At 69.7% G+C, this 22,430-nt stretch carries 19 protein-coding genes; 10 read left to right on the top strand and 9 right to left on the bottom strand.

All coding sequences use genetic code 11. From position 1 onward, the window contains the following. Window positions 1-6: 6 nt before the first annotated feature. Together AC3WRN_RS00145 and AC3WRN_RS00140 are read right to left on the bottom strand one after the other, a co-directional pair. Window positions 7-2,490, bottom strand: a complete 2,484-nt coding sequence (locus tag AC3WRN_RS00145; RefSeq protein WP_492621393.1) for an ABC transporter permease — start codon at window positions 2,488-2,490, stop codon at window positions 7-9. A gap of 163 nt (window positions 2,491-2,653) precedes the next feature. Continuing rightward, window positions 2,654-3,352: an ABC transporter ATP-binding protein gene (locus AC3WRN_RS00140; protein WP_492621392.1), complete on the bottom strand. Its 699-nt coding sequence runs from the start codon at window positions 3,350-3,352 to the stop codon at window positions 2,654-2,656. On the opposite strand from AC3WRN_RS00140, the gene AC3WRN_RS00135 reads away from it, so the two are divergent. The 3 genes from AC3WRN_RS00135 (at window position 3,351) to AC3WRN_RS00125 (ending at window position 5,840) form a co-directional block, all read left to right on the top strand. Further along, window positions 3,351-3,962 carry an arylesterase gene (locus AC3WRN_RS00135; RefSeq protein ID WP_068093384.1) on the top strand — a complete coding sequence of 204 codons (612 nt, stop codon included), beginning with the start codon at window positions 3,351-3,353 and terminating at the stop codon, window positions 3,960-3,962. The two genes, AC3WRN_RS00140 and AC3WRN_RS00135, sit on opposite strands and share 2 nt — an antisense overlap. Before the next feature lie 99 nt (window positions 3,963-4,061). Beyond that, a complete protein-coding gene (locus AC3WRN_RS00130; protein ID WP_492621391.1) occupies window positions 4,062-4,793 on the top strand; it encodes a response regulator transcription factor in 732 nt (243 codons plus the stop codon). Between the two features lie 24 nt (window positions 4,794-4,817). After that, entirely contained in the window at window positions 4,818-5,840 is a 1,023-nt protein-coding gene (locus AC3WRN_RS00125; protein WP_492621390.1) for a sensor histidine kinase, read from the top strand. A 35-nt stretch (window positions 5,841-5,875) separates the two neighbouring features. Here the strand turns inward: AC3WRN_RS00125 and AC3WRN_RS00120 are convergent, their stop codons facing one another. Further along, window positions 5,876-7,234, bottom strand: a complete 1,359-nt coding sequence (locus AC3WRN_RS00120; RefSeq protein ID WP_068093391.1) for a 3-oxoacid CoA-transferase — start codon at window positions 7,232-7,234, stop codon at window positions 5,876-5,878. A gap of 189 nt (window positions 7,235-7,423) precedes the next feature. On the opposite strand from AC3WRN_RS00120, the gene AC3WRN_RS00115 reads away from it, so the two are divergent. The 7 genes from AC3WRN_RS00115 (at window position 7,424) to AC3WRN_RS00085 (ending at window position 14,493) form a co-directional block, all read left to right on the top strand. Then, window positions 7,424-8,422: a sulfate ABC transporter substrate-binding protein gene (locus AC3WRN_RS00115; protein WP_492621389.1), complete on the top strand. Its 999-nt coding sequence runs from the start codon at window positions 7,424-7,426 to the stop codon at window positions 8,420-8,422. Between the two features lie 5 nt (window positions 8,423-8,427). Further along, window positions 8,428-9,252, top strand: coding sequence for a sulfate ABC transporter permease subunit CysT (gene cysT, locus AC3WRN_RS00110; RefSeq protein ID WP_492621388.1), 825 nt, complete (start codon window positions 8,428-8,430; stop codon window positions 9,250-9,252). Continuing rightward, on the top strand, window positions 9,249-10,124 hold the full coding sequence (gene cysW, locus AC3WRN_RS00105; protein WP_068093396.1) for a sulfate ABC transporter permease subunit CysW: 876 nt from the start codon (window positions 9,249-9,251) through the stop codon (window positions 10,122-10,124). The genes cysT and cysW overlap by 4 nt, the downstream gene beginning before the upstream one ends. 10 nt (window positions 10,125-10,134) lie before the next feature. Then, window positions 10,135-11,253: a sulfate/molybdate ABC transporter ATP-binding protein gene (locus AC3WRN_RS00100; RefSeq protein WP_492621387.1), complete on the top strand. Its 1,119-nt coding sequence runs from the start codon at window positions 10,135-10,137 to the stop codon at window positions 11,251-11,253. Window positions 11,254-11,483: 230 nt separating this feature from the next. Beyond that, complete coding sequence (locus tag AC3WRN_RS00095; protein ID WP_068093400.1) at window positions 11,484-11,855, top strand: BlaI/MecI/CopY family transcriptional regulator; 372 nt, start codon at window positions 11,484-11,486, stop codon at window positions 11,853-11,855. After that, window positions 11,842-13,392, top strand: a complete 1,551-nt coding sequence (locus tag AC3WRN_RS00090; RefSeq protein WP_492621386.1) for a M56 family metallopeptidase — start codon at window positions 11,842-11,844, stop codon at window positions 13,390-13,392. Before AC3WRN_RS00095 ends, AC3WRN_RS00090 begins: the two co-directional genes overlap by 14 nt. A gap of 99 nt (window positions 13,393-13,491) precedes the next feature. Continuing rightward, window positions 13,492-14,493, top strand: coding sequence for an isoaspartyl peptidase/L-asparaginase family protein (locus AC3WRN_RS00085; protein ID WP_492621385.1), 1,002 nt, complete (start codon window positions 13,492-13,494; stop codon window positions 14,491-14,493). A gap of 86 nt (window positions 14,494-14,579) precedes the next feature. On the opposite strand, the gene AC3WRN_RS00080 is transcribed toward AC3WRN_RS00085, so the two are convergent. The 6 genes from AC3WRN_RS00080 to AC3WRN_RS00055 all read right to left on the bottom strand — a co-directional run bounded on the left by AC3WRN_RS00080 (window position 14,580) and on the right by AC3WRN_RS00055 (window position 22,375). Further along, window positions 14,580-15,038, bottom strand: a complete 459-nt coding sequence (locus AC3WRN_RS00080; RefSeq protein WP_492621384.1) for a hypothetical protein — start codon at window positions 15,036-15,038, stop codon at window positions 14,580-14,582. Next, window positions 15,035-16,201 (bottom strand): sialidase family protein, encoded by a 1,167-nt coding sequence (locus tag AC3WRN_RS00075; RefSeq protein WP_492621383.1) that lies wholly within the window; start codon window positions 16,199-16,201, stop codon window positions 15,035-15,037. The genes AC3WRN_RS00080 and AC3WRN_RS00075 overlap by 4 nt, the downstream gene beginning before the upstream one ends. Window positions 16,202-16,358: 157 nt before the next feature. Then, window positions 16,359-18,617 carry a TonB-dependent receptor gene (locus tag AC3WRN_RS00070; protein WP_492621382.1) on the bottom strand — a complete coding sequence of 753 codons (2,259 nt, stop codon included), beginning with the start codon at window positions 18,615-18,617 and terminating at the stop codon, window positions 16,359-16,361. Between the two features lie 225 nt (window positions 18,618-18,842). Next, entirely contained in the window at window positions 18,843-19,427 is a 585-nt protein-coding gene (locus AC3WRN_RS00065) for a response regulator transcription factor (protein ID WP_068093406.1), read from the bottom strand. 58 nt (window positions 19,428-19,485) lie between these two features. After that, entirely contained in the window at window positions 19,486-20,760 is a 1,275-nt protein-coding gene (locus AC3WRN_RS00060) for an ATP-binding protein (protein WP_492621381.1), read from the bottom strand. Window positions 20,761-20,824: 64 nt separating this feature from the next. Next, complete coding sequence (locus AC3WRN_RS00055; protein ID WP_492621380.1) at window positions 20,825-22,375, bottom strand: peptide MFS transporter; 1,551 nt, start codon at window positions 22,373-22,375, stop codon at window positions 20,825-20,827. Window positions 22,376-22,430: the final 55 nt, after the last annotated feature.

Genomic DNA, 22,430 nt, shown 5'->3' with positions numbered 1-22,430 from the left:
CTGTTTTCAGCCCTCGCGCAGCAACCGCATCGGCGGCGTGCGGCTGACCTTGCGGGTGCCGGCCAGGCCCAGCAGCATCACCACCAGCGCCGCGCCCGCGGCACCGCCGACTAGCGGCCACAGCGGCGGCACGAAGTTTTCGATGTGGAACACCGCCTGGCCCAGCCACAGTCCGGCGCCGGCGGCGCCGAGTGCGGCGGTGAGGCCGGCGACCAGGCCGAGCAGGGCGAACTCGCAGGCGGCGGCCACGCGCAGCTGCGCGCGGCGTGCGCCCAGCGTGCGCAGCAGGGCGGCTTCGTGGCGGCGCTCGGCGGCGCTGGCGGCGAGCGCGGCGGCCAGCACCAGCGCGCCGGCGAGCAGGCTGAAGCCGAGGATCCAGCGCACCGCGTTGCCGACCCGGTCGACGATCTCGCGCACGCGGTCGAGCAGCGAGTCGACGTCGACCAGGCTGAGGTTGGGGTAGTCGCGCGACAGCCGCGCCAGGCCGGCGGCGTGCCCGCGCGGCAGGTGGAAACTGGCCAGCCAGGTATGCGGCAGCGCGCCGGCGTGGGCCGGGTCGAGCAGCAGGAAGAAGTTGACCCGGAACGAACTCCAGTCGACCTTGCGCACGCTGCCGACCTTCGCCTCGATGCTGCCTTCGCCCACGTCGAAGCGCATGGTGTCGCCGAGCTTCAGCGCGAACATGTCGCGCCACATGGTGTCGATCGAGACCTCGGCCTGCGCCGGCTGCGCGCCGTGCCAGCGGCCGGCGATCACCTCGTTCGCCGGCGGCAACGCGGCGGACCAGGACAATCGCAGCTGGCGGTCGGCCCAGTCCTTGGCGCGTTCGTCGGCGAAGCCGAGCTGGTCGACCGGGCGGCCGTTGATCGCGGTGAGCTTGCCCACCGCCAGCGGCAGCATGTTGAGCTGGTCGCCGCCGATGGTCGTCAGCGCCTGCGTGAAGCCGGCGCGCTGGTCGTCCTGCAGGTTCAGCGCGAACCAGTTCGGCGTGTCCGCCGGCAGCTCCTGGCGCCAACCCTGCAGCAGCGCCGGCGCCACGATCGCCAGCAACAGCAGCGCGCACAGGCCGAGGCTGAGCGCGGTGGCCTGGATCACGCTCAGCGCCGGCCGCCGCGCCAATGCGGCCAGGCCCAGCCGCAACGCGGGGTGCGCGCCCGGTGCGATGCGCCGGGCCAGCCACAGCAGCAGGCCGGCCAGCAGCGCCGCGATCAAGGCCACGCCGAGCAGGCTGGCGGCGAGGATGCCGGCCAGGGTGAGCGAACTGCTCTGGCTCCAGATCAGGCCCAGCGCCACCACGGCGGGGATCAGGTACAGCGCATCGAAGCGCCGCACCCGCCGTTGCATGCTCTGGCGGAACACCGCCACCGGTGGCACCTCGGCCAGCCGCGCCAGCGGCGGCAGGGCGAAGCCGACCAGCACCGCGATACCCATCGCGGCGGCGGCGAACGAGGGCGCCAGCGGCAGCACGGTCGGCACGTTGCCGAACAGCTGGCTGGCCAGCAGCCAGGCCAGTTGCGCCAGGCCCAGCGCCAGCAGGATGCCGAGTGCCGTCGCCGGCACAGCGAGTGCGCCCAGCGTGCCCAGCAGCAGGCCCAGCACACGCCGGCGCGGCGTGCCCAGCGCGCGCAGCAGCGCTACTTCGGCGGTCTTGCGCCGCGCGTAGCGCTGCGCGGACAGCGCGATCGCGATGCCGGCCAGCAGCGCCGACAGCAGGGCGGTGAGGCGCAGGAACGCACCGGCGCGGTCGAACGAGGTGCGCATGCGCTCCTGGGTCTGTTCCGGCGTGACCAGCTCGGCGCCCTGCGGCAGCGCGGTCGCCTGCGCCCAGTCGCGCCAGGCCTGCACCGCGGCCGGCGCGCCGGCCAGCAGCAGGCGGTGGCGGGCGCGGCTGCCCGTGCCGAGCAGGCCGGCCTGTTCGGCATCGGCCAGGCTCATCAGCGCGCGCGGCGCCAGCGCCAGCAGCTCGCCGCCGTCGGGCTGGCGCAGCAGTTCGGCGGCGATGGTCAGCTCGCGGCCACCGAGTTGCAGCGTCTGGCCGACCTTGAGGCCCAGCGCGACCAGGGCGCGATGGTCGAGATAGACCTCGCCCGCGGCCGGGGCATGGCCATTGCGCGTGCGGCCGCCGGCGTCGCGCAGCTCCAGCTTGCCGCGCAGCGGATAGGGCGGATCGACCGCCTGCACGTCGAGCAGCTGGGTCTGCTCATGGGCGAACGCCACGCTGGGAAAGCCGGCGGTGCGGCTGACCTGCAAGCCGTCGCGGCGGGCGCGGTCGGCGAACGTGTCCGGCACCGCCTGCGGCGACGACACGCCGATGTCGCCGCCGATCAGTTCGGCGGCGCTGGCCAGCATGCCGCGCTCGATCCGCGTCGCCAGCGTGGCGACCACGCCCAGCGCCACCACCGCCAGCGCCAGCGAGGCGGCCAGCGTGCGCAGCTCGGGCAGGTGCCATTCGCGGCGCAGGCTGCGCAGGGACAGGCGCAGCAAGTTCATGGATTTGCTCCTCCCCCTGCAAGCAGGGGGAGGCTGGGAGGGGGTTGCCCAGGGTCGCGGTAAAGATCAAAAGCACCCCACCCCAACCCTCCCCTGCGACCGAAGGAAGTCCCTGTGGGGCAAGCAGGGGAGGGAGACCAGCGGTACATCGTGCTGCTCTTGTTCATGCGGGTGTTTCCATGCGCGAAGCCACGCGACCTTCTTCCAGCTCGATCCGGCGATCGCAACGCGCGGCCAGGGTGGCGTCGTGGGTGACCAGAATCAGGGTGGTGTGGTGGTCGCGGTTCAGTGCGAACAGCAGGTCGCAGATGTGGTGGCCGGTACGCTGGTCGAGGTTGCCGGTGGGCTCGTCGGCGAACAGCACGCGCGGGCCGTGCACGAACGCGCGGGCGATCGCCACCCGCTGCTGCTCGCCGCCGGAGAGCTGGGCCGGGTAATGCCGCCGCCGCGCGCCCAGCCCCACCGCTTCGAGCGCTTCGCGTGCGCGCGAGCGCGCTGCGCTGCTGCCTTCCAGCTCCAGCGGCAGCATCACGTTCTCCTCGGCGGTGAGCGCGGGCAGCAGGTGGAACGACTGGAACACGAAGCCGACCAGGCGTCGGCGCAGGTCGGCGCGGGCCTCCTCGTCCAGCCGCTGCAGCGCATGGCCGTCCAGCGCGATGCTGCCGCCGTCCGGCGTATCCAGCCCGGCCAGCAGGCCGAGCAGGGTGGTCTTGCCGGAGCCGGAGGCGCCGACGATGGCGAAACTCTCGCCCGGCCGCACCTGCAGGCTGACCTGGCTGAGGATCTCCAGTCTCCCCTCGGGGCCGTTGACCGACTTGCTAACATCGCAGGCTTCAAGAAGAGGCCGGGAAGAATCGCTCATGCGTCGATGCCTGTGGTTGCTGGTTTTTCTGTGCGGGATCGGCAGCGCCCAGGCGGCGGCGCCGAAAACCGTGCTGGTGCTGGGTGATTCGCTGTCCGCCGCGCACAACATCCCGGTCGAGGCCGGCTGGGTGCATCTGCTGGGTGCGCGTCTCGACCAGATGGTACCGAAGTGGCGCGCGATCAATGCCAGCATCAGCGGCGAGACCTCGCTGAGCGGTCGCAACCGCCTGCCGGCGCTGCTGGCGACGTACCGGCCGGCCGTGCTGGTGCTGGAACTGGGTGCCAACGACGGCCTGCGCGGCCTGCCGCTGCCGGCGCTGCGCGATAACCTCGACGCGACGATCCGGGCCGCGCAACAGGCGAAGGTGCGGGTGCTGCTGGTCGGCATCGAGCTGCCGGTGAACTATGGTCCGCGCTATCGTGACGGGCTGCGCGCGATCTACGCGGAGCTGGCGCAAAGCCGGCACGTTGCCCTGGTGCCGTTCCTGCTCGAGGGCGTCGCGCTCGACCCGGCGCTGATGCAGGCGGACGGACTGCATCCGGTGGCTGCCGCCCAGCCGCGGGTCCTGGATACCGTATGGAAGCCGTTGCAGGCGTTGCTGCGTTGAAACCGAATCGGCTCTGAACCGCCGCGGCCCGGTTTCACGCGGTCGTCACTTGTATCCCGCTTAGCTCTTCACGTATGTGAAGGCATGGAGGTAAGGACGATGACCGTACATGACGAACAGGCGGGACTGATCCTGCTGGTCGAGGACAACCGCCAGATAGCCGAGATGGTCGGTGAATTCCTGGAGCGCCGCGGCTACTCGGTGGATTACGCCGCCGACGGCGTGAGCGGCCTGCACCTGGCGGTATCCAACAGCTATGACGTGCTGGTACTGGACCTGATGCTGCCGGGCTTGGAGGGGCTGGAGGTCTGCCGCAAGCTGCGCCGGGAGGCCAAGAAATCCACCCCGGTGCTGATGCTGACCGCCCGCGACACGCTGGAGGACAAGCTGGCCGGGCTCGAGGCCGGCGCCGACGATTACCTGGTGAAGCCGTTCGAGGTGCGCGAGCTGGAGGCACGGCTGCGCGCGCTGATCCGCCGCGACCGCCGCCAGGTCTCCACCGAGGTGCTCACGGTCGGCGACATGACCCTGGATACCGCCACGCTGCGGCTGACCCGCGACGGCCAGGAACTGACCGTTTCGCCGATCGGCCTGAAGCTGCTGGCGATCCTGATGCGCGAGTCGCCACGGGTGGTCAGCCGGCGCGACATCGAGCGCGAGATCTGGGGCGATACGCTGCCCGACTCGGATACCCTGCGCTCGCATCTGTACAACCTGCGCCGGGTCATCGACAAACCCTTTGCGCGGCCCCTGCTACATACCATCCACTCCGCAGGGTACCGACTCGCGGATCTCGAATCGGAAGTGGCGTCCGTGCCCCAGACAGCCTGACAACGCACATGGCACTTGCATGTAATGGATAGCCGCGCCAACGCAGTCATCAGCCGCGTGGGTGCCTTCCGCTGGCGCATCGGCCGGGTCTTCGGGCTGCAGTCGCTGACGGTGGTAGCCGTCACCGTGCTGGGTCTTTATGACGTGGTGCCGACGGCCGTGGTGATTGCGGTGATCGTGCTCGCCACGGCACTCGCGTGGTTCGCCACCCGGCGCGAGTGGCGACCGGTGCGTGCGCTGGCCCGGCTGGTGAGCCGGTGGGACGGCCAGCTGTTCGATCCGGCGGCCCTGCACCTGGACCAGCTGTCCGCCGACACCGATGCGGACGTGGCCTCGCTGGCGCGTGGCCTGCACGGTTTCGCCACCCGCCTGGCCGGTTACAACCAGCGCGAGCGCAACTTCACCCGCGACGCCAGCCATGAGCTGCGCAGCCCCCTCACGGTGATCAAGATGTCGATCGACATGCTGGCCGAGGAAGAGGGCCTCACCGACTTCGGCATGCGCTCGGTGCGCCGGATCAAGCGCGCCACCCGCGAGATGGAGGTGCTGGTCGAGGCCCTGCTGATCCTGGCGCGCGAGACGGACAGCGCCACCGACGACGAGTACTTCGTGGTCAACGATGTCGTGCGCAAGGAAGTGGAGTCCGCCCGCGAACTGATCGCCGGCCGGCCGATCGAGCTGCTGCTGGACGAGCCTGCCCGCTTTGCGCTGCGGGGCTCGTCGCAGGCGTTCTCGGTGCTGTGCTGGCAGCTGATCCGCAATGCCTGCCAGCAGACCGAGCAGGGCAGCGTGGTGATCTGCGTGCTGCCCGGCGCGGTCAGCGTGCGCAACAGGATCCCGCCGCAGGCGGCAGGCGACCACCCGCGCCCGCTGCGGGTGCGCGACGCCGACCGGCACGGTTTCGAGCTGGCGATCGCGCTGCGGATCAGCGAACGTTTTGCGTGGCCGCTGGAACTGCAGACCTGCCCCGGGAGCGAGAACATCGCCCGCATCCGTTTCCCGCACCCGCTGCCGATCGGCGAGGCGGGCAGGAGCGGACAGCTGTAGGGCGGGTGTGGCCCGCCCGCGAGCGCCGCTGCGGGTCAGCCGGCCAGCGCCGGGGCCACCGCGAACGCGCAGCCGGTCTTCGCCTTCACCTCGTCCAGGCTGACGCCATCGTTGAGCTCGACCAGGGTCAGGCCCTTGCCCTTCTCCACCTCGAACACGCACAGGTCGGTGATGACCAGGTCCACCACCTGCTTGCCGGTGAGCGGCAGGTCGCACTGGTTCTTGATCTTCGGCGAACCGTCCTTCGCGGTGTGCTCCATCAGCACCACCACGCGCTTGACGCCGCTGACCAGGTCCATCGCGCCGCCCGGACCCTTGACCATCTTGCCCGGCACCATCCAGTTCGCCAGGTCACCGTGCGCGGATACTTCCAGGCCGCCCAGGATCGACAGGTCGATGTGGCCGCCGCGGATCATCGCGAACGACTCCGCGCTGGAGAAGAAGCTGGAGCCGGGCAACGTGGTGATGGTCTGCTTGCCGGCATTGATCAGGTCGGGGTCGATCTGGTCCTCGGTGGGGAACGGGCCGATGCCGAGCAGGCCGTTTTCCGATTGCAGGGTGACGCTGACGCCCGCAGGAATGTAGTTCGCCACCATGGTGGGGATGCCTATCCCCAGGTTCACGTAGAAGCCGTCGCGCAGTTCCTGCGCGGCGCGCCTGGCCATCGCCACGCGCAGCGGGCTTTCCTTGCCGCCGGCCACGCCGGCGATGGTGCGGAACTCGATGCGCTTCTCGTACTTCGCGCCCTGCACGATGCGGTCGACGTAGATGCCCGGCACATGGATGTTGTTCGGGTCCAGCTCGCCGACCGGTACCAGGTGTTCCACCTCGGCCACGCAGGCCTTGCCGCAGGTGGCGATCATCGGGTTGAAATTGCGCGCAGTCTCGCGGAACACCAGGTTGCCGTGGGCGTCGCCCTTCCATGCCTTCACGATCGACAGGTCCGCCGTGATCGACTCCTCCAGCACGTATTCCTTGCCGTTGAAGACCTTGGTCTCCTTGCCCTCGGCCAGCTTGGTGCCGAACGCGGTGCGCGTGTAGAAACCGGGGATGCCGGCGCCGCCGGCGCGCAGCTTCTCGGCCAAGGTGCCCTGCGGGGTCAGGTGCAGCTCCAGCTCGCCGGCCAGGGTCTGCCGCTCGAACTCCTTGTTCTCGCCCACGTAGGAGGCGTATACGCGCTTGACCTGGTGCGTCTTCAGCAACGGACCCATGCCGAAGTCGTCCACGCCCGCGTTGTTGCCGACGATGGTCAGGTCCCGGGTGCCCGCCTCCAGCAGCGCGCCGATCAGGTTCTCGGGGATGCCGCACAGGCCGAAACCGCCGGCGGCGATCGTCATGCCGTCGAACAACAGGCCGTCAAGGGCTTTCGCCGCGCTCGGATAAACCTTGTCCATCGCTGTGCCTTCCTCGGTGAGGGTCAGCTGCCAAGGATACGACGGATTGGCCCGGGCCGGCCTTGTACCATGGTCGCAAGCCGGTTCGCCGGCGCGGCACGGACGCGCATAACCTTATGCGATTTCGCAAGTTCGCGGCATCCTGTCGAGTTGATAGGCTGACCTTCCCCGACCGGAACGGAGACGGCGATGATCAAGTTCCCTGCATGGCTGGCACTCGCGGCAACCCTGGTGGCGACGACGGCGATCGCCAGGGACGTGACCCTGCTGAACGTGTCGTACGACCCCACCCGCGAACTCTACCGCGACGTGAATGCGGCTTTCGCCGCGCAATGGAAGGCGCAGCACGGCGACAACGTCACCATCCAGATGTCGCATGGCGGTTCGGGCAAGCAGGCGCGTTCGGTAGCCGACGGCCTGCCGGCCGACGTGGTCACGCTGGCGCTGGCCTGGGACATCGACGCCATCGCCGATCGGGGCCTGCTGGCGAAGGACTGGCAGCAGCGGCTGCCGCAGAACGCCTCGCCGTACACCTCGACCATCGTGTTCCTGGTGCGCAAGGGCAATCCCAAAGGCATCAGGGACTGGCCCGACCTGATCAAGCCCGGCGTGGCGGTGATCACGCCGAACCCGAAGACTTCCGGCGGCGCGCGCTGGAATTTCCTGGCCGCGTGGGGCTATGCGCTGAGGCAGCCCGGCGGCAGCGAGGCAAAGGCGCGCGCGTACGTGCACGAACTGTTCAAGCACGTGCCGGTACTGGACACCGGCGCTCGCGGTGCCACCAATACCTTCGCCCAGCGCGGTGTCGGCGACGTGCTGCTGGCGTGGGAGAACGAGGCGCTGCTGGCGCAGCGCGAGCTCGGCAAGGGCACGTTCGAGATCGTGGTGCCGTCGGCAAGCATCCTGGCCGAGCCGCCGGTGGCGGTGGTCGACAGGAATGCCGACAAGCACGGTACGCGTGCGATCGCCGAGGCCTACCTGAAATTCCTCTACTCGCCGCAGGGGCAGGCGATCGAGGCCAGGAATTTCTACCGGCCGCGCTCGCCGCAGGTAGCGCAGCAGTTTGCCGTGCAGTTCCCCAAGGTGGACACCTTCACCATCGGCGAGGTGTTCGGCGGCTGGCGCCAGGCACAGGCGAAGTTCTTCGCCGACGGCGCGATCTTCGACCAGATCGGCCCGGGCAGCTGAGTCCCGTGCGGCGTCGCATCCTGCCGGGGTTCGGCATCAGCCTGGGTTACGCGTTGACGTACCTCGGGCTGATCGTGCTGCTGCCGTTGGCGGCGCTGGCGTGGAAGGCATCCGGCATCGGCCTCGCCGGATTGCTGCACCTGCTGGCGTCGCCGCGCACGCTGGCGGCGCTGCGGCTGAGTTTCGGCGGGGCGCTGCTGGCCGCATCGATCAATATGGTGGCCGGCCTGCTGGTGGCGTGGGTGCTGGTGCGCTACCGCTTCCCCGGGCGGCGCCTGTTCGACGCGCTGATCGACCTGCCGTTTGCGCTGCCGACCGCGGTGGCCGGCATCGCGCTGACCACGCTGTACGCGCCGAACGGCTGGCTCGGCGGCTGGCTCGCGGCGTTCGGCATCAAGGTGGCGTATACGCCGCTGGGCGTGCTGCTGGCGATGGTGTTCGTCGGCTTCCCGTTCGTGGTGCGCACGCTGCAGCCGGTGCTCGAATCGCTGGAGCGCGACGTGGAGGAGGCCGCCGAGAGCCTGGGGGCGCGGCGCTGGCAGACCTTCCTGCGGGTGATCCTGCCGTTGCTGCTGCCGGCCCTGCTGACCGGTTTCGCGCTGGCGCTGTCGCGCGCGGTGGGTGAATACGGTTCGGTCATCTTCATCGCCGGCAATATCCCACTGCACTCGGAGATCGCGCCGCTGCTGATCGTGCAGAAGCTGGAGCAGTTCGACTATGCCGGCGCCGCCGCGTTGGGCGCGGTGATGCTGCTGTTCTCGTTCGTGCTGCTGCTGGCGGTCACGCTGCTGCAGCGCTGGAGCAGCCGCTGGGCGGAGCCGGCACGATGAACGCGCATGCATCGGCGCCTGCATCGACGCGTCCGCCGGACTGGCCGCGGCGGTTGCTGCGCGGCGCGCTGGTACTGGTGGCGGTCGGCTTCATGGTGCTGTTCCTGCTGCTGCCGCTGGCGACGGTGTTCGTCGAGGCGCTGCGTGCCGGCATGCATGCCTATCTGGCCAGCATCCGCCAGCCCGAGGCGCTGGCGGCGATCCGCCTGACCCTGCTGGTGGCGGCGATCGCGGTGCCGCTCAACCTGGTGTTCGGCGTGGCGGCGGCGTGGCTGATGGCGCGCTTCGAGTTTCGCGGCAAGGCGCTGCTGGGCGCGCTGATCGATCTGCCATTCTCGGTCTCGCCGGTGATCGCCGGCCTGGTCTACGTACTGCTGTTCGGCGCGCAGGGCTGGTTCGGGCCCTGGCTCGACGCACGCGGCGTGCGCGTCGTCTTCGCCGTGCCGGGGCTGGTGCTGGCGACGGTATTCATCACGCTGCCGTTCGTCGCGCGCGAACTGATCCCGCTGATGCAGGCACAGGGCAGCGAGGAGGAACAGGCCGCGCGCGTGCTCGGTGCGAACGGCTGGCAGATGTTCTTCAGGGTGACCCTGCCGAATATCCGCTGGGCGCTGCTGTACGGCGTGCTGCTGTGCAATGCCCGCGCGATGGGCGAGTTCGGCGCGGTGTCGGTGGTGTCCGGCCACATCCGCGGGCTGACCACCACGATGCCGCTGGAGGTGGAGATGCGCTACAACGAATATGATTTTGCCGGCGCGTTCGCGGTGGCCTCGCTGCTCGCCCTGCTGGCACTGGTCACGCTTGCCGTGAAGACCTTGCTGGAATGGCGCTACGGCAACGAGATCGCCGCCCATGCACCCGGCGGCCACTGAAGGACGTCGCATGACCCTGGAACTTTCCCGCCTGCAACGCCGCTTCACCGATTTTCCCGCGCTGGACGATGTCAGCCTGACCATTGCGCCGGGCGAATTCCTTGCCCTGCTGGGGCCGTCCGGCTCGGGCAAGACCACCTTGCTGCGCATTCTGGCCGGGTTGGATTATCCCGACAGCGGAGGCGTCTCGCGCGACGGCGAGGATTTCCTCGCCATGCATGCGCGCGAGCGCGGGGTCGGCCTGGTGTTCCAGCACTACGCGTTGTTCCGCCACCTCACCGTGACCGAGAACATCGCATTCGGCCTGCGCGTGCGTCCGCGGCGCTCACGTCCTTCGCGCGCCGAGGTCGGCGAACGGGTGGAGCGGCTGCTGAAGCGCGTGCAGTTGGAAGGCCTCGGCAGCCGCTATCCGGCGCAGCTGTCCGGCGGCCAGCGCCAGCGCGTCGCGCTGGCCCGCGCGCTGGCGGTGGAGCCCGACCTGCTGCTGCTGGACGAACCGTTCGGCGCGCTGGATGCACAGGTGCGCGTCGCCCTGCGTCGTTGGCTGCGCGAGCTGCATGAGGAGCTTGGCCTGACCACGGTGTTCGTCACCCACGACCAGGAAGAGGCGCTGGAACTTGCCGACCGCATCGCGGTGATGAACCGGGGGCGGATCGAGCAGGTCGGTTCGCCCGAGGCCATCTACCAGCAGCCGGCCACGCCGTTCGTATGCGAGTTCATCGGCAAGGTCAACCGGTTGCCGCTGCGCTGCGAACAAGGCCGGCTGGCCGCCGGCACGTGGGTGCTCGGCGACGATCCGTGGCAGGGCCGGCATGCGCGCGCGGTCGCCTACGTGCGGCCCGAGCATCTCGCGCTGGACGCGTCTGCCGCGCAGCCCGGCTGGACGGCGCGCCTGCGGCATGTCTATCCCGCCGGCAGCATCGCGCACCTGGAGCTTGCCGTGGATGCGCCGGAGCAGACGCTGGAAGCGGATGTCGCGAGCGAGGATCTGGCCCGCCTCGGCCTGCGTGCGGGCATGCAGCTGCACGTGGCGCCGCGCAGCGCGGTGGTCTTTCCGCAAACGCAGGACGGCACGCCGGTGCCCGGCGATCGCTGGACGTGGCAGGCAGGCGCAGCCGCGCCACGTTGACCGCACATTGCTGTTGCGGCAACGCGCGGGCTCGCATTCAGGGCGCGCGCAGTGCGACGACGGTCGGATCCAGCGGCAGACCAGGCGTCACGGACCCCGTTTGCGACGTCACTGAAACCATTGGCTGGACATGGCATGGACCCCGCGCTTCGCGTGGCATTGCGGCACGGCTTGACGTGAGCATTTACGCATGTAAACATCATTTCACTTACACGCGTAAACGGTGACTCATGGCGATCAGCGAAGCGGAAGCGGTGGTGATGGATGTGCTGTGGCGCGAAGCCCCGCGCAGCGCCGAGGAGATCCTCGCCGAGGTCGGTCCGACGCAGAACTGGCAGGAGGGCACGGTGAAATCCCTGCTAAATCGCCTGCTGCGGAAGAAGGCCGTGCACGCCGCGCGCGATGGTCGCCGTTATCTCTACACGCCGCTGCTGAAGCGCGAGCAGTACGTCCAGCAGGAGAGCAAGGGGCTGCTCGACCGCCTGTTCGGTGGCCGCGTGGCGCCGCTGGTCGCGCACTTCTCCGAACAGCGCAAGCTGTCGAAGAAGGACATCGCCGAACTGCGCAAGCTGCTGCAGGAGCTCGACGATGAACAACATTGAGCGGGTCGGAATGGATTGGATCGGGATCGACTGGCTCGGGCGCGGCTGGCTGCTGATCCTCGCCTTCACCGCCGCCGCGCTGCTGGTGGCCGCATTGCGCAAGCCGTGCCGCCGCCTGTTCGGCGCCGAGCGCGCGTTCCAGCTGTGGCTGCTGCCGCCGCTGGCGATGCTGGCCAGCCAGCTGCCGCATGCGGCGGCGCCGGTCGCGACGCTGCCGCCAGCGGTGATCGCGATCATCTCGGTTGCCGGCGCGTTGCCGGCGGATGCCGCACGCGCAAGTGCCCCCGACTGGCGCGCCGGCGTCGTGCTGGTCTGGCTTGCCGGCAGCGTGTTGAGCCTGCTGCTGGCCGTGCTCGCGCAGAAGCGCTACCGCGCCCGGCTGCGTGGAGCCACGGCCGTGACCAACTTGTCCTCCCGCTGGCCGGTGCTGCGCGCCGCGGGCACGGATGTCGGCCCGGCCCTGGTCGGCGCCTGGCGCGCACGCATCGTGCTGCCGGCGGATTTCGAGCAGCGCTACGACGTCGGCGAGCGTGCGCTGATCCTCGCCCACGAGGCCGCCCATGCGCGCCGCCGCGACGGCTGGTGGTGCCTGCTGGCGCGAACCCTTGCCGCGCTGTGCTGGTTCCACCCGCTGGCATGGTGGGCGCTGGCCGCGCTGCGCCAAGACCAGGAACTGGCCTGCGACGCCGCCGTGCTGCGCGAGCACGGGAAACAGCGCCGCAGCTATGCGAACGCGATGTTGAAGACCCAATCGGCCGCGTTCGCGCTGCCAGTGGGGTGCACGTGGTCCCCTCGTCATCCACTTACGGAGCGTATTGCCATGTTGAAACTGCCATCACCGAACCGCCGGCGTCGGCAAGCCGGGACGATCGCCGGCCTCGCACTCGCCGTCATCGTGGCCGGTTCGGTCTATGCCGCCAGTGCGCCGCAAGGAGAGCGCACGGCCCGGAAGGTCCAGGGTCCGGAATACCAGCTGGACATGCAAGTCGAGCTGACGAACGACGACGGCCACAAGCGCCATGTGGAGACGGCGGTCCTCGCGCTGTGCATGGCGCCCGGCAAGGCCGCGGCGGCAAGCGTGGGCGCCCTGAAGGTCGAAGCGACCACCGTGCCCGCCGGCGATGGACAGGTACGCATCGACCTTGCCGTGACCGGCGCCGGCACCCCGCCGCAGGTACCCGGCCAGTTGCACGGTGCGCTCGGCAAGACGTTGCACGCCGCCGGTAGCGGAGTGGACGGCAAGCATGCGTATGCCATCGACGTCACGCCGCAGGCGGGCTGTCCGGCACGTGTGGCTGCCGAAGCCTCTCCGGTCAAGGTCACCGAACATGTCACGAACGGCACGGCGCGCGCCGTGGCGGAATCGATAGCGGCGAAGGCGGGCTGGACGCTCGTCAATCCGGACGCGCTGGGCAATGCCCCGGTCACGTTGTCGTTCGACGACATGCCGGCGGGCACGGCGCTGCAGCGGGTGGCCGACCTCGTCGGCATGAAGCCGGAACTGGACGGCAAGCGGGTGCGTTTCGCGCCCAAGTGACAAACCGGGCCCCGGTATACTCGTGCCGTTGTCCGGGAGAACGCCCACGTGAGACCGCACCGCCTGTTCCTTGCCTTCGCCGCTTTTGGGGTTGCCGCCATGAGCCACGCCGCCGTCCCGCCCGTGCTGGTGATCCACGGCGGCGCCGGCGTGATCAAGCGCGACATGACGCCGGCGAAGGAGCAGGCGGTGCGCGCGGCGATGACCCAGGCGCTGCAGAACGGCTACGCCCGGCTCAAGGCGGGCCGGAGCGCGCTGGATGCGGTGGCCGCGGCGATCACCGTGCTGGAGGACGATCCGAACTTCAACGCGGGCAAGGGCGCGGTGTTCACCCACGAAGGAAAGAACGAACTGGACGCGGCGATCATGGACGGCAACACGCTGCGTGCCGGTGCGGTGGCCGGGGTGCAGCGGGTGAAGAACCCGATCCTGCTGGCCCGCGCGGTGATGGAGCAGTCGCCGCACGTGATGCTGTCCGGCGCGGGCGCCGAGGCCTTCGCGAGGGAGCACGGCATCGCCCTGGTCGATCCGTCGTACTTCCGCACCGAGGAACGCTGGCAGCAGCTGCAGAAGGCGCTGAAGGAGGATGCCGCGAAGCAGCCGCATGCGGACGTCGAGACGGCCAGGCACTTCGGCACGGTCGGCGCAGTGGCGCTGGATGCGCAAGGCCGCCTGGCCGCGGGTACCTCCACCGGCGGCATGAACGACAAGCGCTGGGGCCGCATCGGCGACTCGCCGATCATCGGCGCCGGCACCTATGCCGACAGCGGTTGCGCGGTGTCGGGCACCGGCTGGGGCGAGTTCTACATCCGCACCGTGGCCGCGCACGAGATCTGCATGAAGGTCACCCAGATGCGCGTGCCGCTGAAGCGCGCCGCCGCCGAGGTGATCAACCAGGAGATCCCGTCGATGGGTGGCAACGGCGGCGCGATCGCGCTGGATGCGCAAGGCCACATCTCGATCCCGTTCAACACCGACGGCATGTACCGCGGCTGGGTCGGCGCCGACGGCGTGCCGCACGTGGCGCTCTTCAGCGACGAGGACGACGGCACCGCGGAGTTGCCGGCGCCGGCGCCGGCCGATAGCGTCGCGCAGCCTTAGACGGCGCCTCTGCTTCTGTAGGAGCGCACCCTGTGCGCGATGCTTTTCGTCACGTAACGAAGAGCCATCGCGCACAGGGTGCGCTCCTACAAGAGCTTTTGCAGTTGTGCGGGTGTCAGCGCGCCGCTGATGCCCAGCCGGCTGCCGTCGGCGCGGATCACCAGCACGCGCGGGGTTTCGCCGCCCCAGTGCGGGTCGAGCAGGAAGTTGGTGCGCTCGGGCGAGGCTTCGGCGTAGGCGCGCGCGGGATAGACGTCCATCTTCATGTCGTGCAGGCGTGCTTCGATCGCCTGGCGCAGCGCGATGCTGTCGGTCGTCACGGTGACCAGCTCGATGCCTTGCGGGTCGGTGCGTTGCAGCGCGGCCAGCGCCGCGAGGTTCGGTTCGCAGTAGGCGCAATCGAGCGACCACAGCGCGATGATCCGTGTGCCGTGCGCCGGCGTCTGCAGCAGGGCGGGTATGTCGGCGGCGGCCAGCGGCTGCAACGCGGCGGCACTGGCCAGCATCGGCAGGCACAGGGCGAAGGCGAGCAGCAGGCGCTTCATCGCGGTACCTCGACCAGGCGGAAGCCGGCGGCGGTGTTCCAGGCCACGAACGCGCGGCCCTGTTTCAGCAGCAGCTGCGGTGAGCCCACCGCACCGCTGCTGCGGGCGATTTCGCGGGCGGCGTCGAAGCGCGCGCCGTTGTCGGTCGAGCGGCGCAGCATCAGCACGTAGCCGTCGGCGCCGACCTGGTTCCAGGCCACCCGCACGGTGCGGTCGTGCACGGCCACGTCGGCGTGGCTGGCGCCGGCGCCGGCGATCGCCAGCGGATGTTTCGGTGCATGGCCGGGGTCGAGTTGGCCGTACCAGATCGTGGACTGGCCCTTGGCCTCGTACCATACGGCGTGGCGGGTGCCGTCGCGGCCGATCGCCAGGCCGGGGCCGTGGTGCGGGCAGCCGGCGATCCGCCAGTCGCTGAAGGTGGCGCGTTCGACCTGGCTGGTTCGGCCGTCCGTATGCAACACCGCATAGGCGTGGTCGCGGATGTTGTCGTCGTAGATGCCGCGGAAGAACGCGGCGACTTCGCCATCAGGCGTGCGTGCCAGCGCGATGCGGCAGCATTCGCAGCTCTGGTCGACCAGCTTGCGCTCGGGCGCGAAGCTGGCGCCGCCGTCGTCCGACCAGCTGTAGTAGATCGCGGCGCCCAGGTACGGCTTGCCGGTGGCGGTGGCGGCGAGCAGGTCGCGCTTGTCGATCCAGGCGACCACGACGCGGCCCTTGCCGTCCACCGCCAGCGCGTCGAAGCGATGGGTGATCTCGGCGCGATCGCGGTGCACGGTCAGCGGGTCGCTGAAGTGTTCGCCATGGTCCAGCGAGCGGGCGAAACGCACGAAGCCGGTCCACGGCTCGGCGCGCGGCTGCGACCAGCTCACATGGATTTCGTCGTGCGGCCCGAATGCGATCTTCGGGCGGTTCTCGCCTTCGGCGTAGATACGCTCGGCCGTGGCGTTCACCTCGACCGGCGCGCTCAGCGTGCGGCCGTCGTCGTCCGAATGGCGCAGCCGCACATGGCCGTCCGCCGCGTCCACCAGGTACAGCCGGCCGTGGCTGTCGAACGCGGCGCTGGCGCCCAGCTCGGGGCCATTGGGCATCTCCATGTGCATGCCGTCGTGCGCGAGCAGCGCGGGCGAGAGCAGGCAGAGCAGGATGATCAGCAGGTGGCGCATGGCGGATTCCCGGGGTTGCAAGCGTTACTCCTCCCCCTGCCTGCAGGGGGAGGCTGGGAGGGGGTACGGCTTTTGGCCTTGTGATCAAGAGCGACCCCACCCCAACCCTCCCCTGCAAGCAGGGGAGGGAGTAGTGCGCGCCTGGCTGGAAGGATCTTCACAACTCCCAGCGCAGCTCGCCGAACCAGGTGCGGCCGGCGTAGGGATGGTAGACCCAGTAACGTTCGTTGGTGAGATTGTCGACGCCGAGCGCGGCGGTCCAGCCCGGCGCGAACTTCCAGCGCAGCTTCGCGTCGGCCACGGTGAAGCGGCTCACCGCGCCGTAGCTGTCCACGTAGTCGCTGTTGTCCAGCGTGCCGTACTGGCGGCCGGAATGGCGGATGCCGAGCGAGGCATCCCACTGCGGCGCGAAGCGGTAGTCGGCGAACACGCTGGCGCGGACTTTCGGGATGCGCGGGAAGGTCTTGCCGTTGGCCCGCGGGTACTGGCGGTCTGCCAGCGTCTTCGCGTCGTTGATAGCGAGGCTGGCCGAGAGGTCGAGGCCGTCCAGCCAGAAGTCGGTGAGGCCGAGCTCGCCCTCGATGCCGCGGCTGCGCATCTTGTCGATGTTCTGCACGCTGGTGACGGTGGGAGTGACGGTGATGTCGGTCTGCGAGTACAGCGAATCGGCGATGCGGTCCTGATACAGCGAGACGCGCCAGTGGCCGTGCTCCAGGTGGCGGGTCAGGGTGAGGTCGGTGGACTCGTCGGTCTCGGGCTTCAGCGCGGGGTTGTTGTTGACGATCGCGTTGGCCGACAGGCTGCCCTGGAACAGTTCGGTCACGGTGGGGTAGCGCACCGCCTTGCCGTGGGCCAGGCGCAGCTCCCAGCCGTCGGCGAGGTCCCAGCTCAGCGCCGCCTTGGGCGAGAAATCGGTGCGCCGGCGGTTGGCATAGCGCAGCGTGCTGCTGGCGTTGCCGAGCAGGCCGCCGTAGGCGCGCCATTGCTCCAGGCGCCCACCCAGGGTCAACGCCCAGGCATGGGCGAAGCTCCACACGTCCTGCAGGTACAGCGCGCGGGTCTGCGTGCGGCCGGCGAACGCGCTGAGCAGTGCGCCGTCGGCCGCGCCGAGCCAGTAGCTGGCGTTGCGCACCCGGCTGTCCAGCACGTAGCGGTCGCCGTGCACGCCGGCATACAGCATGTGGCGCTCGCCGAGCGGGCCGGAGCTGCGCAGGTCGACGGTGTCCCAGCCGGAGCCGGCCTTGTCGGCGACGGTGCCGGGGCCGTTGACCGGCCTGCCAGGTTCGGCCCGGTTCGCGCTGTGCGCCTGCGCGCGCAGGAAGTCGTAGTGGCTGGCCACCGCGGTCCAGCGCCAGCCGTTGTCGAGGCGGCCGTTCAGCTCGGCGCCGTACAGCAGTTGGGTGTCGCCGGACGAGGAGGGCGACAGGCCGCTGGCCGGCAGGGTCCAGGTTCGTCCTGCCGCGCTGATCACGCCGCCGGCGACCGGCTGGCCGGCGCCATCGCGGATCAGGCTGCGGGTGCGGTCTTCGGCGCGGTTGTGCCACCAGCCCACGGTGAACAGCGCGGCGACGCGGTCGGTGAGATCGACGCCGACCTTCAGCTTGGCCTGGTCCTGCACCGTGTGCCCGATGCTGTTGGCGCCGTAGACCAGCCGCGGCGTGCCGTTCGGGTTGCGGTCCAGCACGGCGCCGCTGACCGGCATCGCCGTGGCCGCATTGCCGCCGGCGCGGGCGGTGGCGTACTGCATCGGCTGGCCGCGGTTGTCGAGCCGGCTGAGTTCCAGCAGCCAGCTCCAGCGGCCCTGCTTGTCGCCCAGCGTGGCGGCGGCCTGGCGGCCGTTGTAGTGGCCGCCGGCGCCGTAGGCGTCGCGGTAGTCCTGGCTGAAGAACTGGGTGCTCGCGCTGGCGGTGAACCGCTGCGGCAGCACGGTGTGGATCAGCACGGTGCTGCCCAGCGAGTTGCCCGGGTACAGCGCGGAGTAGGGGCCGTACAGGATGTCGACGGCGCCGATCTCCTCGGGCGCCACCATGCCCCAGCGCGGCGCGCCGTCCCAGCCGTTGGTCATCAGGTTGGAGAGCAGCAGGCCGTCGGCATAGACCAGGCTGCGCGCGCTCTGCAGGGTGCCGGCGTTGCGGCCGCTGATCACCGCGTTCGGGTCGCCGATGTAGCGCTTGCGCACCATCATGTTCGGCGCGTACTTCAGCGCATCGGCGCTTTCGGTGACGTTCTGCTGCAGCAGCTTCTGCCGGTCGACGCGCACCCGTACGCTGGGCGTCTCCATCACCATGGTGTCGCTGGCGTGTACCGAGACCGGTGCCAGGGTGGTGGTGGCGGGGGCGGGATCGTCGGCGGCCAGCAGCGGGCCGGCGGATACGGCGAGTGCGACTGCGCAAAGGCCGAGCGGCAGGGGATTCAAGGCGACACTCTGGATGGTGGTCTAGGGTTGCGAGGATAGCCCGCTGCCGTGCGCGCGACAGATGGCGCGTTGTCGCAGCGGTGGTCGGCGATGGGATGCGCAGGCACGGCGAAAGGTGCCCGACTCGGGATGCACGTAGGAGCGCACCCTGTGCGCGATGCCCTGATGCCGAACCACGCCAAGAGCTATCGCGCACAGGGTGCGCTCCTACGCGTGCCGCCCTGGTCAGTCTTCGCGGTCGGGGCGTTCGCGCACCGGGTGCTTGCTCAATTTGCGCTGCAGGGTGCGGCGGTGCATGCCGAGGCGGCGGGCGGTTTCGGAGATGTTGCCGTCGCACTCGGTCAGTACGCGCTGGATGTGTTCCCATTCCAGCCGGCGCAGTGCCAACGGCTGCTCGGGGGTGTCCGGCAGGTCGCTGTCCTCGACGTCGCTGTCGCCGTCGAGCAGGGCGCGCACCACGGCGTCGGCGTCGACCGGCTTGGCCAGGTAGTCGTGGGCGCCGCGCTTGATCGCCTCCACCGCGGTGGCGATCGAGGCGTAGCCGGTCAGCAGCAGCACGCGCAGGTCCGGCACCAGGGTGTGCAGTTCGGGAATCAGGCGCAGGCCGTTTTCCTCGCCCAGCTTCAGGTCGAGCACGCAGTAGCGCGGATGATGCCGCCGCGTCAGCGCGCGGGCCTCGTCGAAGTTGCCGGCCGTGATGACCTCGAAGCCGCGCGAAGCCAATGCGCGTGCCAGTACGCGCAGGAAGGTGGCATCGTCGTCGACCAGCAGCAGCGGGCGGGCCGTGGCGGCGTGGGGCAACTCGGTCATGGCGGTGGTTCCTGGAGGTGGCTCGGTGGCCCATTCTGCCGGAAGCGCGCCCGGCGGGTCATTTTTCGGCGATCACCGCCAGCGGCAGGCGCAGGCAGACCTCGGCGCCGTGCCCGGTGTTGCTGGCGACCAGCTCGCCGTTGAGCCGTTCGGCGGTCGCTTCGGCGAGGGCCAGGCCAATGCCCAGTCCGGTCTGCTTCTGCGAGTGGCCGATGAGGGTCAGTTCGCCGGTGGCGTCGAAGCCGGGGCCGTGGTCGCGCACACCCAGCTGCAGCCAGTCGCCGTCGCGCGCGACCTGCAGCGCCACCGCGTGCGATTGGTTGATGGCCGAGGCATCGGCGGCATTGTTGAGCAGGTTGAGCAACGCATGGCGCAGGCCCGGCGGCGTGCGCAGCACGACGCGGGCGATCTCCGGGTCCAGCGCGAGATCCAGCTCGGCCTCGGGCCGCAGCAGCTGGAAGCGCTCCAGGCAGCCGTGGATGAACGCGGCCACCGTGAGCCGCTCCGGCTCCTGCGACAGCTGTGCCTTGCCGAACGCGACCATCTCGCGAAGGATCGTGCGGCAGCGGTCGACCTGGCCTTCCAGCAGCGCCAGGTCCTCGGCCAGCGTCGCATCGCCGGCATGCTCGCGGCGCAACTCGGGCAGCAGGGTGCGCATGGTCGACAGCGGCGTGTTGAGCTCGTGCGCGGCACCGGCGGCCTGGGTGGCGATCGCCAGGATGCCCTCGTCGCGCAGCGCGCGTTCGCGCACCCGCTGCACCTCGAGCTGCTGCTGCTGCAGCACGCGGGCCAACCGGCTGATGAAGAAGCTCAGCAGCAGCGCCATGATCACGAAGTTCACGCCCATGCCGACCACGTGCAGCGTGAAGCGGCTGGTCGAGCCGGCGGGCATCGGCAGCGGCAACGGCACGAACGAGTAAAGCAGGATCACGTAGGCGACGCCGGCCAGGGCAGCCACCGCCAGTACCGCCCGGCCCGACAGCGCCGCGGCGCTGAGCGCGATCGGCACCAGCAGCAGGGTGATGAACGGGTTGCTGGCGCCGCCGGTGAAGTACAGCAGGTAGCCGAGCACCAGCGTGTCGAACGCGATGTGGCCCACCGCCTCCCACTCGCGCAGCGGCCACGGCTGGGTCAGCCGCCACGCGGCGAACACCGAGAACACCCCGAGCAGGCCGATGCCGAGCAGCAGCGGCAACAGAGGGATGCTCAGGCGCATCCACCATGCGCACACCAGCACGGCGGTGCTCTGGCCCGCGATGGCGCAGATCCGCAGCCACGCCAGCGTGCGCGTCAGTGCGAACGGGCCGATGCGTTGGGAATGCCGGTGCGGCATGGCGGTCATCCAGGCTTGCTGAAACCGTCGGGCCCGGCGCGCCGTGCGCGACGGGCCCGGCGGATCACGACGGCGTGTTGAATTCCTCGCTGCGCACGGGCGGCAGCGGGTTGCTGGCGACGGAGTCGGAATGGCTGCTCGACAGCTTCTTCATCAGCGGCAGCATTGCCAGCGCGATCACCGTGCAGGCCACGCCGGCGAAGCCGAGCTTGTTGAACAGCGCGGTGTAGATCGGCAGCGACACCAGCGGATCCTTGATGTCGGTGGGGACGCTGGCGAAGTTCGCCACCACGCTGCCCAGGTACTGCGAGATGCCGGATGCGACGTAGTAGGCGCCCATCATGAAGCCGCCCATCCGCGCCGGCACGTAGCGCGCGATCATCGCCAGGCCGAGGCCCGACACCAGCAGCTCGCCCAGCGAGTACAGGCCGTAGCCCCACACCATGATCCACGAGGAGACCTGGCCGTTCACCGCGAAGCGGGCGCCGACGCCGTAGATGAAGAAGCCGATCGCCACCGCGGCGAAACCCCAGGCGAACTTGGCCGCCACCGACGGGTTCTTGCCGACCTTGCCCATGGTGTTGTAGGCGAACACCAGCACCGGGCTCAGCAGCACGATCCAGATCGCGTTGAGCGACTGGAACTGCTCGGGGATCCAGTTGAACAGGTGCAGGCCGAACAGCTCGAACGAGAGGTCGACGTTGCGCTGCGCGAACAGGTTCAGCGAGGTCGACATCTGCTGGTAGAAGATGAAGAAGAAGATCGTCTGCACGGTCAGCACCAGCGCCGCGATCAGGCCGGCCCGCTCATGCTGCTCGCTGCTGCGGATCAGGTGGGTGAAGATGCCCAGGATCACCACGCCGGCGGCGTACACGCACCACTTGGCGACGGTCTGGTCCTGCAGGATGAAGGCGGAGACGAACACCATGCCGATCGCGGCCAGCAGCACGGTGCCGAGGCGCTTGACGTCCACCGGCTTGTCGTCGGCCGGCGAGCCGATGTGCGCCAGCGTGCGGTGCATCAGCGTGTAGTTGACCAGGCCGAGCACCAGGCCGATCGCGCAGACACCGAACGCGGTATGCCAGCCCCAGGCATCGCCGTACTTCGCGCCCACGTAGTCGCGGATCCACGGCGTCAGCAGCATCGAGATGGTCGAGCCGATGTTCACCGCCATGTAGTAGATGGTGAAGGCGCTGTCGATCTTGGTGTCGTCGCCCTCGTAGATCTTGCGCACCAGGTTGCCGGCGTTCGGCTTGAAGAAGCCGTTGCCGACGATGATCACGCCGAGCGCGACGTACAGGAAGTAGGCGTTGTTGGTGGGAACCCACAACATCACATAGCCCAGCGTCAGCACGACGGCGCCGAGCAGCATGGTGCGGCGGGTGCCGATCAGCTTGTCGCCGACCCAGCCGCCGATCGCCGGCGTGGCGTAGATCAGCGCCGCGGCGGCGCCCCAGATCAGGTTGGCCTTGCTGTCGACGAAGCCGAGCTTCTTCACCATGTAGGTGACCATCAACACCTGCATGCCGTAGAAGCCGAAGCGCTCCCACATTTCGATCAGGAAGACGGTGCTGAAGGACCGCGTCTGCGAGACGGGCGGGTTCTGGGTTGCCATAGGTTTTCCGTGCGTGGTTCGAACCGTGGCGTGGGTCGGCCCTCCCCCGTTCCCT

The sequence above is a fragment of the Rhodanobacter sp. FW101-FHT13A11 genome (assembly GCF_058790335.1).
The sequence above is the reverse complement of the archived record's forward strand: the minus strand, read 5'-3'. Positions and strand labels throughout refer to the sequence as shown.

What these genes read in the sequence shown, in the direction of transcription:
- AC3WRN_RS00130 (WP_492621391.1), top strand. Translation starts at nt 4,062, where the DNA reads ATGACCGTACATGACGAACAGGCGGGACTGATCCTGCTGGTCGAGGAC.
- AC3WRN_RS00075 (WP_492621383.1), bottom strand. Translation starts at nt 16,201, where the DNA reads ATGCGCCACCTGCTGATCATCCTGCTCTGCCTGCTCTCGCCCGCGCTG.
- AC3WRN_RS00125 (WP_492621390.1), top strand. Translation starts at nt 4,818, where the DNA reads ATGGATAGCCGCGCCAACGCAGTCATCAGCCGCGTGGGTGCCTTCCGC.
- AC3WRN_RS00055 (WP_492621380.1), bottom strand. Translation starts at nt 22,375, where the DNA reads ATGGCAACCCAGAACCCGCCCGTCTCGCAGACGCGGTCCTTCAGCACC.
- AC3WRN_RS00140 (WP_492621392.1), bottom strand. Translation starts at nt 3,352, where the DNA reads ATGAGCGATTCTTCCCGGCCTCTTCTTGAAGCCTGCGATGTTAGCAAG.
- AC3WRN_RS00060 (WP_492621381.1), bottom strand. Translation starts at nt 20,760, where the DNA reads ATGCCGCACCGGCATTCCCAACGCATCGGCCCGTTCGCACTGACGCGC.
- AC3WRN_RS00100 (WP_492621387.1), top strand. Translation starts at nt 10,135, where the DNA reads ATGACCCTGGAACTTTCCCGCCTGCAACGCCGCTTCACCGATTTTCCC.
- AC3WRN_RS00115 (WP_492621389.1), top strand. Translation starts at nt 7,424, where the DNA reads ATGATCAAGTTCCCTGCATGGCTGGCACTCGCGGCAACCCTGGTGGCG.
- AC3WRN_RS00065 (WP_068093406.1), bottom strand. Translation starts at nt 19,427, where the DNA reads ATGACCGAGTTGCCCCACGCCGCCACGGCCCGCCCGCTGCTGCTGGTC.
- AC3WRN_RS00090 (WP_492621386.1), top strand. Translation starts at nt 11,842, where the DNA reads ATGAACAACATTGAGCGGGTCGGAATGGATTGGATCGGGATCGACTGG.
- AC3WRN_RS00080 (WP_492621384.1), bottom strand. Translation starts at nt 15,038, where the DNA reads ATGAAGCGCCTGCTGCTCGCCTTCGCCCTGTGCCTGCCGATGCTGGCC.
- AC3WRN_RS00095 (WP_068093400.1), top strand. Translation starts at nt 11,484, where the DNA reads ATGGCGATCAGCGAAGCGGAAGCGGTGGTGATGGATGTGCTGTGGCGC.
- AC3WRN_RS00135 (WP_068093384.1), top strand. Translation starts at nt 3,351, where the DNA reads ATGCGTCGATGCCTGTGGTTGCTGGTTTTTCTGTGCGGGATCGGCAGC.
- AC3WRN_RS00145 (WP_492621393.1), bottom strand. Translation starts at nt 2,490, where the DNA reads ATGAACTTGCTGCGCCTGTCCCTGCGCAGCCTGCGCCGCGAATGGCAC.
- AC3WRN_RS00085 (WP_492621385.1), top strand. Translation starts at nt 13,492, where the DNA reads ATGAGCCACGCCGCCGTCCCGCCCGTGCTGGTGATCCACGGCGGCGCC.
- AC3WRN_RS00120 (WP_068093391.1), bottom strand. Translation starts at nt 7,234, where the DNA reads ATGGACAAGGTTTATCCGAGCGCGGCGAAAGCCCTTGACGGCCTGTTG.
- cysW (WP_068093396.1), top strand. Translation starts at nt 9,249, where the DNA reads ATGAACGCGCATGCATCGGCGCCTGCATCGACGCGTCCGCCGGACTGG.